Source organism: Pseudomonas sp. GM33, from assembly GCF_000282295.1.
Taxonomy (GTDB): domain Bacteria; phylum Pseudomonadota; class Gammaproteobacteria; order Pseudomonadales; family Pseudomonadaceae; genus Aquipseudomonas; species Aquipseudomonas laurylsulfatiphila.
Genome location: NZ_AKJO01000123.1, coordinates 1 through 12,888, shown reverse-complemented (window position 1 = coordinate 12,888; position 12,888 = coordinate 1). Strand labels below are relative to the sequence as shown.

The following is a 12,888-nucleotide window of genomic DNA, read 5'->3' as shown; positions in this document are numbered from 1 at the left end:
TTGCATAGCTGAGCTATGCAAGACTGCGTCCAGCGGATATTCCGCGGTGAGTCTTGCATGCAAGGCTCACGACGGGCCAAACCGCCGTGGTTTCTTATTATCTCTTAACGCTTCTTGCGGTTGGCGATGTGGATGGCGCCGCCATTCACTGCCAAAGCAGCTTCGTGCAAGGCTTCAGACAGGGTCGGATGGGAGAAAACCATCATGCCCAGGTCTTCAGCGCTGGTGCCGAATTCCATACCGATCGCGCCCTGCTGAACCAGTTCGGCAGCGCTTGGGCCAATCACGTGGACGCCCAGTACGCGGTCCGTCTTGGCATCTGCGATGACCTTGACGAAGCCACCGGTGTCGTTGGCAGCCATGGCACGGCCGGAGGCTGCGAACGGGAAGGTGCCGACGTTAACTTCAACGCCTTCGGCTTTCAAGGCCTGTTCGGTTTTACCAACCCACGCGATTTCCGGGTGAGTATAAATAACCGAAGGAATCAAATCATAGTTCATCTGGGCCTTGTGGCCCTTGATGCGCTCGACAACCATGATGCCTTCTTCGGACGCCTTGTGCGCCAGCATCATGCCGCGAACCACGTCGCCGATGGCGTAAACGCCCGGTACGGTGGTGGCGCAGTGATCGTCAACGTGCACGAAACCGCGCTCGTCCAGGGTCACGCCGCAGTCGGCAGCCAACAGATCAGTGGTCACCGGACGGCGACCAACGGCTACGATCAGCTTGTCGAAAGTGATGTTCTGTTCGCCGTTGGCATCGGTGTAGTTCACCACGACTTCGTCGCCGTTCACTTTGGAACCGGTGACGCGAGCGCCCAGCTTGATGTCCAGACCTTGCTTGGTCAGGGTTTTCAGCGCTTCCTTGGAAACAGCGGTGTCGGCTGCCATCAGGAAGGTGTCCAGGGCTTCCAGGACAGTCACTTCTGCACCCAGACGCGACCAGACCGAACCCAGTTCCAGACCGATCACGCCAGCGCCGATCACGCCCAGACGTTTTGGAACGGATTGGAATTCCAGGGCGCCAGTCGAATCGACGATCACATTCTGGTCAACCGGAGCTGGCGGAATGTCGATCGGACGCGAACCTGGTGCCAGGATGACGTTTTCGGCTTCGATGATTTCTACCGAGCCATCAGGCTTGGTGACTTCGACTTTCTTGCCGGCCAGCAGCTTGCCGTGACCCTGGATGGAGGTCACACCGTTGGCTTTGAACAGGGTCGCAACGCCGGAGGTCAGGCCTTTGACGATGTTGGCTTTACGGCCGACCATCGCTGGCACGTCCATGGTCACGCCAGCGTGATTGATACCGTGGATCGCGAAACCGTCCTGGGCTTCGTGGAATTTCCACGAGCTGTCCAGCAGGGCCTTGGATGGAATGCAGCCGACGTTCAGGCAAGTACCGCCCAGAGCCAGTTTGCCTTCCTTGTCGGTGTACTTCTCGATGCAGGCAGTGGAGAGACCCAACTGCGCAGCCTTGATGGCAGCGACGTAACCGCCAGGGCCCGCACCGATCACTACTACGTCAAATTTCTGCGACATTCAAAAAATCCTCTTTAGCGAAAAGCTTCAAGCCGCGAGCGGCAAGCCAGGCTGCGGGTTTTCCGACAGCACGGGCTTGCAGCTCATGGCTGCTTCTATCAGATATCCAGCAACAGACGAGCCGGATCTTCCAGCAGGTTCTTGATGGTCACCAGGAAGGTCACAGCTTCTTTGCCATCGATCAGACGGTGATCGTAGGACAGTGCCAGGTACATCATCGGACGGATAACGACCTGACCGTTGATGGCCATAGGACGCTGGATGATGTTGTGCATGCCCAGGATGGCGGCTTGCGGCGGGTTGACGATCGGGGTCGACATCATCGAACCGAAAGTACCGCCGTTGGTGATGGTGAACGTACCACCGGTCATTTCGTCCATCGACAGTTTGCCGTCGCGGGCTTTCTTGCCGAAGGTGGCGATGCCGCCTTCGATTTCAGCCAGGCTCATCAGTTCGGCGTTACGCAGAACCGGTACTACCAGGCCGCGATCGCTGGAAACTGCAACGCCGACGTCAGCGTAGCCGTGGTAAACGATGTCGCCGCCGTCGATCGAAGCGTTGACAGCCGGGAAGCGCTTCAGTGCTTCGGTAGCCGCTTTCACGAAGAAGGACATGAAGCCCAGGCGCACGCCGTTGTGGGACTTCTCGAACAGGTCCTTGTACTTCGAACGCAGCGCCATGACTTCGGTCATGTCGACTTCGTTGAAAGTGGTCAGCATCGCCATGTTCGACTGGGCTTCAACCAGACGCTTGGCCACGGTGGCACGAACGCGGGTCATCGGTACGCGCTTCTCGATGCGGTCGCCAGCAGCGAACACAGGAGCAGCGGCAGCCGGAGCAGCAGCCTTGGCAGGTGCGGCAGCAGGAGCGGCTTTCTTGGCTTCGACAGCGGCAACCACGTCTTCCTTGGTTACACGACCATCTTTGCCGGTGCCTTTGACGGAAGCCAGGTTGATGCCGTTCTCTTCGGCCAGCTTGCGAGCGGCTGGAGCGGCGATAGCGTCTTCGTCAGCGCCGGCAGCCGGAGCTGCGGCAGCAGCGGCCGGAGCAGCAGCGGCAGCCGGAGCGGCAGCAGCAGCGCCGCCTTCAACGATGGAGCCCAGGACTTCGTCGGACAGAACGGTGTCGCCTTCGTTCTTGACGATAGCGCCCAGCACGCCGTCAGCGGTAGCCAACACTTCCAGCACGACTTTGTCGGTCTCGATGTCGACGATCAGTTCGTCGCGCTTGACCGCATCGCCCGGTTGTTTGTGCCAGGTGGCAACGGTGCCGTCGGCAACCGATTCCGGGAAAGTGGGGGCTTTGATCTCGATAGCCATTGTCTGTGGTTCCTTAAATTCGGTTTCAGGTGCGCGAAGGCGTTAAACAGTAAAGGCGTCTTGCAGCAGTTTTTCCTGCTGTTCGGCGTGCATCGATGCGTAACCGCATGCAGGTGCAGCAGAAGCCTCACGGCCCGCGTACTCGAGTACGAGAGACTTGTTGAGGTTGCTGATGCTGCGACGCATGTGGTGTTGGCTGCAGTACCACGCACCCTGGTTCATCGGCTCTTCCTGACACCAGACGGCATGCTTGACGTTGGTATAAGGAGCCAGGACTTCTTTCAAGTCGTCCTCAGGGAATGGGTACAGCTGCTCGATACGCACGATGGCGATGTCGTCACGACCTTCGGCACGGCGTTTTTCCAGCAGGTCGTAGTAGACCTTGCCGCTACACAGAACAACGCGCTCGACCTTTTTCGGGTCTTGGGCATCGATTTCCGGGATGACGGTCTGGAACGAACCTTCGGCCAGATCTTCCAGCGTCGAGATGGCCAGCTTGTGGCGCAGCAGCGACTTCGGAGTAAGGACTACCAGTGGCTTGCGCAGCGGGCGAATCACCTGACGGCGCAGCAAGTGGTAGATCTGAGCCGGCGTCGTCGGCATGCACACCTGAATGTTGTGCTCGGCGCACAGCTGCAGGTAACGCTCCAGACGAGCCGAGGAGTGCTCCGGACCCTGACCTTCATAACCGTGCGGCAGCAGCATGGTCAGACCGCACAGACGGCCCCACTTGTGCTCGCCACTGGTGATGAACTGGTCGATTACAACCTGGGCGCCGTTGGCGAAGTCGCCGAACTGGGCTTCCCAGATAACCAGGGCATTCGGCGTGGTGGTCGAGTAACCGTACTCGAACGCCAATACCGCTTCTTCGGACAGGAACGAGTCGTACAGATCAAAACGCGGCTGACCGTCGTACAGGTTCTGCAGCGGGATGTAGGTGCCCGCGTCTTTCTGGTTGTGCAGGACAGCGTGACGGTGCGAGAACGTACCACGCCCGATGTCCTGGCCAGTCATGCGAATCGGGTGACCTTCGAACGCCAGGGTCGCGTACGCCATGGTTTCGGCGTAGCCCCAGTTGATCGGCAGGCCACCGGCTTGCATCTTCTGGCGGTCTTCGTAGATCTTGGCAACCTGGCGCTGAACCACGAAGCCTTCCGGGATTTCCAGCAGCTTGGCGGACAGTTCCTGCAAGGTCTTCAGATCGAAGCGAGTGTCGTGACGCGCGGTCCAGGTGTGACCCAGGTACGGACGCCAGTCCACGAACAGCTCCTTGTTCGGCTCTTTGACCAGGCTCTTCACAACGTGCAGACCGTTGTCCAGTGCGTTGCGGTATTCGTCGACTTTCGCCTGAACACGCTCTGCATCCAGCACACCGGCCTGAGTCAGGCGATCGGCATACAGCTCACGGGTGGTGCGCTGCTTGGTGATCTGCTGATACATCAGAGGCTGGGTGCCGCTTGGCTCGTCGGCCTCGTTGTGGCCGCGACGACGGTAGCAGACCAGGTCGATCACCACGTCACGCTTGAACTGCATGCGGTAGTCGATGGCCAGCTGGGTCACGAACAATACGGCTTCCGGATCATCACCATTCACATGGAGGATCGGCGCCTGGATCATTTTCGCAACGTCGGTCGCGTACTCGGTGGAACGCGAGTCCAGCGGGTTGCTGATGGTGAAACCGACCTGGTTGTTGATCACGATGTGCACGGTACCGCCGGTCTTGAAACCGCGGGTCTGCGACATCTGGAAGGTTTCCATGACCACGCCCTGACCTGCGAAAGCAGCATCACCGTGGATGGAGATCGGCAGGACCTTCTCGCCGGTCGGGTCGTTGCGACGATCCTGGCGGGCGCGAACCGAACCTTCGACCACCGGGGAAACGATTTCCAGGTGGGACGGGTTGAACGCCATCGCCAGGTGAACTTCACCGCCGGTGGTCATCACGTTGGACGAGAAGCCCTGGTGGTATTTCACGTCACCGGAACCGAGCTCGACCTTCTTCTTGCCTTCGAACTCGTCGAACAGCTCGCGCGGGTTCTTGCCGAAGGTGTTGACCAGCACGTTCAGACGGCCACGGTGGGCCATGCCGATGACGATTTCCTTGGTGCCGTAGGAACCGGAACGCTGGATCAGCTCGTCGAGCATCGGAATCAGGCTTTCGCCGCCTTCCAGGCCGAAACGCTTGGTACCCGGGTATTTGGTGCCCAGGTATTTTTCCAGGCCTTCACCGGCGGTCACGCGCTCGAGCAGGTGGCTCTTGATGTCGGCGGAGTACGTCGGACGGCCGCGCACGCTTTCCAGACGCTGCTGGAACCACTGGCGCTGCTCGGAATCGGTGATATGCGTGAATTCAGCGCCGATGGTGCGGCAATATGTCTGCTGCAACGCTTCGTGAATTTCGCGTAGGCTCGCTTCCTCTTTGCCGATGAACAGGTCGCCGGCACGGAAGGTCGTATCAAGATCGGCATTGGTCAAGCCGTAATGATTGATCGACAGGTCTGCAGGTGCAGGACGCTGCCACAGCCCCAGCGGGTCAAGCTGGGCTGCCTGGTGGCCACGCATACGGTAGGCCTGGATCAATCGCAGCACTTCAACTTGCTTCTTCTCGTGCTCACTGCTCACGCTGCCGGCGGAAACCGGTTGGGCGCGGCGCTGGTTCTTTGCCAGCAAGACGAAATGATCGCGAATTGTGGAGTGCGAAACATCGGTGGCAGAGTTGCCGTCAGCAGGCAACTTCTGGAAGTAGGTGCGCCACTCTTCTGGCACAGCGTTAGGGTCGTGCAGGTAGAGCTCATAAAGCTCTTCCACATAGGCAGCGTTACTACCGGATAGGTAGGCACTGTTCCACATGCGCTGCATCACGCTTTCTTGCATGCTTGGTCACCCTCGGTTAGGGGAACACCACCGGTGTCGACACCGAGCAAACTTGCAGAAGTCCGAATGCAGCGACCAAAACAAGCCACTAGGATCACACTGATAGTCCGGGTACCAGCCCGGATGCCCCTGCTTGTCTCATTTCTTCAAAATAAGAGCCGCAGCCTTTTAAGCTGCTGCTCAGGTTAAAACTACGGCGCCGGTTGAAGCCTGCGCCGCAGCATCTACGGGTACAACGGGTACAGCAGCTGAATCACACGCCGCTCGAGAGCAACATGTTACGGATGTGACCGATGGCCTTAGTCGGGTTCAGGCCTTTCGGACATACGTTGACGCAGTTCATGATCCCGCGGCAGCGGAATACGCTGAACGGGTCATCCAGCGAAGCCAGGCGCTCGGACGTCTTGGTGTCACGGCTGTCTGCCAGGAAGCGGTACGCTTGCAGCAGGGCAGCCGGGCCCAGGAACTTGTCCGGGTTCCACCAGAAGGACGGGCAGGAAGTCGAGCAGCAAGCGCACAGGATGCACTCGTACAGGCCGTCCAGCTTTTCACGCTCTTCTGGGGACTGCAGACGCTCGATGGCCGGAGCCGGCGTGTCGTTCTGCAGGTATGGCTTAACCTTCTCGTATTGCTTGTAGAAGATGCTCATATCGACGACCAGGTCACGGATAACCGGCAAACCTGGCAGAGGACGAACGATCAACTTGTTACCTTTTACGACAGCAGACAGCGGCGTGATGCACGCCAGGCCGTTTTTGCCGTTGATGTTCATGCCGTCGGAACCGCAAACACCTTCACGGCAAGAGCGACGATAGGAGAAACCTTCGTCCTGCTCTTTGATCAGGGCCAGCACGTCCAGCACCATCAGGTCTTTACCACCGGTATCGACCTGGAATTCCTGCATGAACGGCGCAGCGTCCTGATCAGGGTTGTAACGATAAACACTGACTTGCAACATGGCGGTCACCCTTAATAAGTCCGGACTTTAGGTTCGAAAGTCGGAACAGTCTTCGGCGAGAAGTTCACGGCACGCTTGGTGACGCGCTTGTCACCCGGGAAGTACAGGGTGTGGCACAGCCAGTTTTCGTCGTCACGGTCTTCGAAGTCTTCACGGGCGTGAGCGCCGCGGGACTCTTTACGTACTTCGGCAGCGATGGCGGTAGCTTCGGCCACTTCCAGCAGGTTTTGCAGTTCCAGCGCTTCGATACGGGCAGTGTTGAACGCCTGCGACTTGTCGTTGATCTTCACGTTGGCAATGCGGGTACGCAGCTCTGCCAGCTGAGCGATACCTTTCTGCATGTATTCGCCGGTACGGAATACACCGAAGTAGTTCTGCATGCAGCTTTGCAGCTCGCGACGCAGGGTAGCCACGTCTTCGCCATCAGTACGGTTGTTCAGTGCGTTCAGGCGCGACAGGGCAGCTTCGATGTCGGCTTCGGTAGCGTCGTCGTATTCGATACCATCGGTCAGCGCCTTTTCCAGGTGCAGGCCGGCAGCACGGCCGAATACCACCAGGTCGAGCAGCGAGTTGCCGCCCAGACGGTTGGCACCGTGAACCGATACGCAAGCCACTTCACCCACAGCGAACAGACCAGGAATGATCTGGTCGACGCCTTCGGCGTTCTGGGTGATCGCCTGACCATGAATGTTGGTGGCAACGCCGCCCATCATGTAGTGGCAGGTCGGAACAACCGGAACCGGAGCAACCACCGGGTCAACGTGTGCGAAAGTCTTCGACAGTTCGCAGATGCCTGGCAGACGGCTGTGCAGCACTTCCTCGCCCAGGTGGTCGAGTTTAAGCATCACGTGGTCGCCATTCGGACCGCAACCGTTGCCGGCGATGATCTCTTTAACCATCGAACGGGCAACAACGTCACGACCGGCAAGGTCCTTGGCGTTCGGAGCATAACGCTCCATGAAACGCTCGCCGTGCTTGTTGATCAGGTATCCACCTTCACCACGGCAGCCTTCTGTAACCAGTACACCGGCGCCGGCGATACCGGTCGGGTGGAACTGCCACATTTCAATGTCTTGTACCGGTACGCCGGCACGCAGCGCCATGCCAACGCCGTCACCGGTGTTGATCAGGGCGTTGGTGGTCGACGCGTAGATACGGCCTGCACCGCCGGTCGCCAGCACGGTGGCTTTCGCGCGGATGTAGGTGGTTTCACCGGTTTCGATGCAGATCGCGATCACACCGACGAACTCGCCTTCGCCGTTCTTCACCAGATCGACAGCGTAGTACTCGTTCAGGAACGTGGTGCCGGCTTTCAGGTTGCCCTGATAAAGGGTGTGCAGCAGTGCGTGACCGGTACGGTCGGAGGCAGCGCAAGTGCGCGCAGCCTGGCCGCCCTTGCCGTAGTCCTTGGACTGGCCACCGAACGGACGCTGATAGATACGGCCTTGCTCGGTACGCGAGAACGGCAGACCCATGTGGTCCAGCTCGAAAACGGCGGCCGGGCCTTCCTGACACATGTATTCGATAGCGTCCTGGTCACCGATGTAGTCGGAACCCTTGACGGTATCGTACATGTGCCAGCGCCAGTCATCGTTCGGGTCAGCAGACGCGATCGCGCAGGTGATGCCGCCCTGGGCGGATACAGTATGCGAACGGGTCGGGAACACCTTGGTGATCACGGCAGTCTTGTGACCACCTTGCGCCAGTTGCAGCGCTGCGCGCATGCCGGCACCGCCACCACCAATAATGATGGCGTCGAAAGAAATCGTTGGAATGTTAGCCATGAATCAGATACCCCAGAGAATCTGCACACCCCAGACGAAGTAAGCGAACATCGCAACGCCGCATACCGCCTGGAAAAGGAAACGTACTGCAGTCGCGGACTTGCCCAGCGCCATTGGCGTCAGGTAGTCGGTCGCGATGGTCCACATGCCGACCCAGGCGTGAGCACCCAGGGCAACGAGGGCCAGCAGACTGAAGATACGCATCCCGTTGTGGGCGAACAGGCCGTGCCATTGGTCGTAGCCAATGCCCGGGTTCGCTGCGAGGTATCCGATCAGGAAGATGAAATAAGCCGCGAGAACGACCGCAGACACACGTTGCGCCATCCAGTCATAAAGACCGGAACGCGAAAGGTTCGTAACGCTGGTTACCATATCCAAACTCCTGCCAGAACGATCAACACCACGGAAACGGCGATGATAATTTTCGAGCCCAGGCGGCCGCCTTCCAGCGTCTCACCGATGCCCATATCCATGATCAAGTGGCGCACACCGGCTACCAGGTGATACAGAAGAGCGGACAGGAGGCCCCATGCTACGAACTTGGCCAGCGGGCTGGTCAAGCATGCCTTCACCTCGGCAAAACCTTCCTCGGAACCCAGGGATTTGCCCAATGCATAAAGCATGAAGCCGAGGCCCAGGAAGAGGATGATGCCGGAAACACGGTGAAGAAACGACGTAACGCCGGTGATGGGGAGTTTGATGGTCCTTAGGTCTAGGTTTACAGGTCGTTGGCTTTTCACGGCTTTTTTTTCACACTGAAGAGCCCCTAACAATCAGGGCAAAGTTGTTGGGGAGTGCACTGGTCAGGTAACCACCACCCAGGGATGCGACCCCCAATAAAGCAGGCCCAAAAGCCCCTGGCGGTCGGTGGCCGAGTATAGACAGTTAGGCTACTAATGACAACGCAAAGACCTAACCCAAACAGCTGATTGCGCAACGGACATAAAAGGCGTAAATGGCAGCCAATTTCGAGAAAAAAGTCCGGTTAAAGCCTTCTGGAGCAAGACTTTAGGCAAATTGACATTCGAATTTATCTCACTATAGTGGTGCGGGCCCTGCGTGGGGGGTCTGTCTGATGATTTCAAGCATAAATAGGAGGCCACATGGCTGACAAAAAAGCGCAGTTGATCATCGAGGGCGCAGCCCCCGTCGAGCTGCCCATTTTAACCGGCACCGTTGGTCCCGATGTTATCGATGTTCGGGGCCTGACGGCCACGGGCCGTTTCACTTTTGACCCAGGTTTCATGTCAACCGCCTCGTGCGAGTCGAAGATCACCTATATCGACGGCGACAACGGCATCCTGCTGCACCGCGGCTACCCGATCGAACAGCTGGCTGAAAAGTCGGACTACCTGGAAACCTGCTATCTGCTGCTCAACGGCGAACTGCCGACCGCAGAACAGAAGGCCCAGTTCGTCAGCACCGTGAAGAACCACACCATGGTTCACGAGCAGTTGAAGACCTTCTTCAACGGCTTCCGTCGCGACGCCCACCCGATGGCCGTCATGTGCGGCGTAGTCGGCGCCCTCTCGGCCTTCTACCACGACTCCCTGGATATCAATAACCCGCAGCATCGCGAAATCTCCGCGATCCGCCTGGTTGCCAAGATGCCGACCCTGGCAGCGATGGTTTACAAGTACTCCATGGGCCAACCCATGATGTACCCGCGCAACGACCTGTCGTACGCGGAAAACTTCCTGCACATGATGTTCAACACCCCGTGCGAGATCAAACCGATCAGCCCGGTACTCGCCAAGGCCATGGACCGGATCTTCATCCTCCATGCCGACCACGAGCAGAACGCCTCGACGTCCACCGTGCGCCTGGCGGGCTCCTCGGGCGCCAACCCGTTCGCCTGTATCGCTGCCGGCATCGCTGCACTGTGGGGCCCCGCCCACGGCGGTGCAAACGAAGCCGTACTGACCATGCTCGATGAAATCGGCGATGTTTCGAACATCGACAAGTTCATCGCCAAGGCCAAGGACAAGAACGATCCGTTCAAACTGATGGGCTTCGGTCACCGCGTTTACAAAAACCGCGACCCACGCGCCACCGTCATGAAGCAGACCTGCGACGAAGTATTGAAGGAACTGGGCATCCAGAACGATCCGCAACTCGAACTGGCCATGCGCCTGGAAGAGATCGCCCTGACCGACCCGTACTTCATCGAGCGCTCGCTGTACCCGAACGTCGACTTCTACTCGGGGATCATCCTCAAGGCGATCGGCATTCCAACCAGCATGTTCACCGTGATCTTCGCCCTGGCGCGGACCGTCGGCTGGATCTCCCACTGGAAGGAAATGCTCTCCAGCCCGTACAAGATCGGCCGTCCGCGCCAGCTGTACACCGGCTACGAGTCGCGTGATATCACCAAGCTGGAAGACCGCAAGTAAGATCTGTCTTGCTGTAGCGTGTTGAGTTGTACCGGGAACGGCCTCTGCTTTTTATATAAAGAGCAGGAGGCCGTTTTTGTTTGTGCGGCTTTTTGATGGTGTACATATCCGTTTCTACGGTTACGGCCGCTATTGGTTCCGCCCTTACGGCGGGTCACTTGGAAAAGCGCCAAGTAACCAAGCGCTTTTGCCCCTTACATTCGGTGCCTCGCCGTGGCTCGGCATGCCCTCGCTCCGGTCCTGCTCCGTGGGCCCGCCGCCATCGGCCATCCATGGCCGGGGGCGGCTAACCCGGCACCCATGCCGGGTTGCCCACTGCGCAGAACCTGCGCTCGGCCTCACGAGGGGGCGTACACCGCAACAGCGTCCGAGGCGGCCTACCGGCCGGCCTGTTTGCTGGCTTGGATCCGCGAGATTTCGGTCGGCTGACAGGCCGCCATCGCGAGCAAGCTCGCTCCCACAGAAGAGCAAAGGCAGGTCGGCGTACATCTTCGCTCTTCACCACTCATCAGGCCGAGCGTTAGCTCGCCTGCCGCTCTTGATCTTGATCCACCCGCCCCCTCGGAAGGCTGAGCGGAGGTGTTCATCAGGGGGCAGGCGCGCAGCGCCGTTCGACGAAGTCGAACACATCGAGAGGAGGTCGTCGCGAAGCAGACCGGAGGCGATGCGCCCTGATGAATACCGGAGCGAAGGAACCCCGAGCCTAGGCGAGGGGCCGTACGTAAGGGGCGAGTGAAGGGATCAACCACATAGGTAACAGAAGAGTTCAGTCACATAGGTAACACCTGATCACTTATTTCTGATTACTTTGAGCGTCAGATAAGCGTCTTTGGCATCCCTTTCATCAACGCGGCCTAATACTACCGGTCCAAAAATGATGTCCCAAACACCCTCACTGACGCTCTCCAACCCAACCGTTTCATGCTTGAGCACGTAGCCGACATAGATTCTAAGCCTACCTTTGTTCACCACGCCGTTGGAGTCCGTCCGGTAAACCTCAACATGGCTTGGGTACCTCATCTCCGGCAGCTTGCCCGGATAAGGTCGTGAAGAGCTTGTGTAGCAAGAGCCGGGGGTTTTCTGCCCCAGCGCCTCATGAAGACGCTCATGATTGTAGTGCTGCATGAACAGATCGAAATGTTTCTGCTGGGCTCCCCACTCAATTTCCGGCGGCCTTGGCAACGTACTTTTCAGCGTGCGGTGCATGCGCTCATGCCGTCCGTTTTGCTCTGGTCGACCAGGTTGAATCCTTTCGTGAATGATGCCCAGACGGGCCCACCAGATGGACAACTGCGATAACCCGGCACGCCCACCGCTGGCAAAAGGGACACCGTTGTCGGTACGGATCCGCTCGGGCATTCCATGCATCTTAAATAGCCGCTCGAAGGTTGCCTTGGCGTCCTTGAAAGTCGTGCTGGGCATGCTTTCACACGCCAGTAGAAAGCGACTGGCGTGATCCATCACTGTCAGGGGGTAACACCAGACACCGTCTCCCGTCAGGTATTGGCCTTTGTAATCGGCGCTCCAGAGCTGGTTGGGAAGATCGGCTTTCTGAAGTGGCTTGGGATAGATGGCGACACGCTGACGTAAACGCCGTGGGGGCACCAGACCCGCCTTTTTAAGCACGTTGTAGATCGTGGTTTTCGAGGGCGGAGGCTGATCTGGAAACCGTTCACTCAGGGCTGTCTGAATCTTCTTCGGGCCCGGTGTGGTTTGCCCTTGGCCGCGCAGCTCAAGAATGGCCTCCTTGACCGCAAACGGCACGGCCTGAGCCTGGGAGTGTCGCTTGCGACTGCACTCCGCCAAGCCATTAATGCTGTCCGCGTTGTAGCGGGCCACCCACTTGTAACCAGTCTTGCGACTGATGCTGTGAGCCGCACAGAGTTGACTGAAGTTGAGTCGACCAGACAAATAATCGGCAATGAACATCACTTTCAGGTCCATAGGTTTCAGCTCTCGCCACGGCATGGTCAGATCCTCGGAATCGACCAGTGCCAGTTAAAAACTGTTACCTATGTG

General features: G+C 58.5%; 9 protein-coding genes. 1 reads left to right on the top strand and 8 read right to left on the bottom strand.

The window, feature by feature from the left end; translation table 11 throughout:
- Window positions 1-104: 104 nt before the first annotated feature.
- The 7 genes from lpdA to sdhC all read right to left on the bottom strand — a co-directional run bounded on the left by lpdA (window position 105) and on the right by sdhC (window position 9,216).
- Window positions 105-1,541: a dihydrolipoyl dehydrogenase gene (gene lpdA / locus PMI26_RS07480; protein WP_007977515.1), complete on the bottom strand. Its 1,437-nt coding sequence runs from the start codon at window positions 1,539-1,541 to the stop codon at window positions 105-107.
- A gap of 98 nt (window positions 1,542-1,639) precedes the next feature.
- Complete coding sequence (gene odhB / locus PMI26_RS07485) at window positions 1,640-2,860, bottom strand: 2-oxoglutarate dehydrogenase complex dihydrolipoyllysine-residue succinyltransferase (protein ID WP_007977514.1); 1,221 nt, start codon at window positions 2,858-2,860, stop codon at window positions 1,640-1,642.
- 42 nt (window positions 2,861-2,902) lie between these two features.
- Entirely contained in the window at window positions 2,903-5,734 is a 2,832-nt protein-coding gene (locus PMI26_RS07490; RefSeq protein ID WP_007977512.1) for a 2-oxoglutarate dehydrogenase E1 component, read from the bottom strand.
- Window positions 5,735-5,987: 253 nt separating this feature from the next.
- Window positions 5,988-6,692: a succinate dehydrogenase iron-sulfur subunit gene (locus PMI26_RS07495; protein ID WP_003223007.1), complete on the bottom strand. Its 705-nt coding sequence runs from the start codon at window positions 6,690-6,692 to the stop codon at window positions 5,988-5,990.
- Window positions 6,693-6,703: 11 nt separating this feature from the next.
- Window positions 6,704-8,476 carry a succinate dehydrogenase flavoprotein subunit gene (sdhA, locus tag PMI26_RS07500; protein WP_007977510.1) on the bottom strand — a complete coding sequence of 591 codons (1,773 nt, stop codon included), beginning with the start codon at window positions 8,474-8,476 and terminating at the stop codon, window positions 6,704-6,706.
- Window positions 8,477-8,479: 3 nt separating this feature from the next.
- A complete protein-coding gene (gene sdhD, locus PMI26_RS07505) occupies window positions 8,480-8,848 on the bottom strand; it encodes a succinate dehydrogenase, hydrophobic membrane anchor protein (protein ID WP_007977503.1) in 369 nt (122 codons plus the stop codon).
- Complete coding sequence (sdhC, locus tag PMI26_RS0129770) at window positions 8,842-9,216, bottom strand: succinate dehydrogenase, cytochrome b556 subunit (protein ID WP_015096190.1); 375 nt, start codon at window positions 9,214-9,216, stop codon at window positions 8,842-8,844. Before sdhC ends, sdhD begins: the two co-directional genes overlap by 7 nt.
- A 363-nt stretch (window positions 9,217-9,579) precedes the next feature.
- Here sdhC and gltA point away from each other — a divergent pair, with 363 nt between their 5' ends.
- Window positions 9,580-10,869, top strand: a complete 1,290-nt coding sequence (gene gltA / locus PMI26_RS07510) for a citrate synthase (protein ID WP_007977501.1) — start codon at window positions 9,580-9,582, stop codon at window positions 10,867-10,869.
- Window positions 10,870-11,658: 789 nt separating this feature from the next.
- On the opposite strand, the gene PMI26_RS07515 is transcribed toward gltA, so the two are convergent.
- On the bottom strand, window positions 11,659-12,837 hold the full coding sequence (locus tag PMI26_RS07515) for an integrase core domain-containing protein (protein WP_007977497.1): 1,179 nt from the start codon (window positions 12,835-12,837) through the stop codon (window positions 11,659-11,661).
- Window positions 12,838-12,888: the final 51 nt, after the last annotated feature.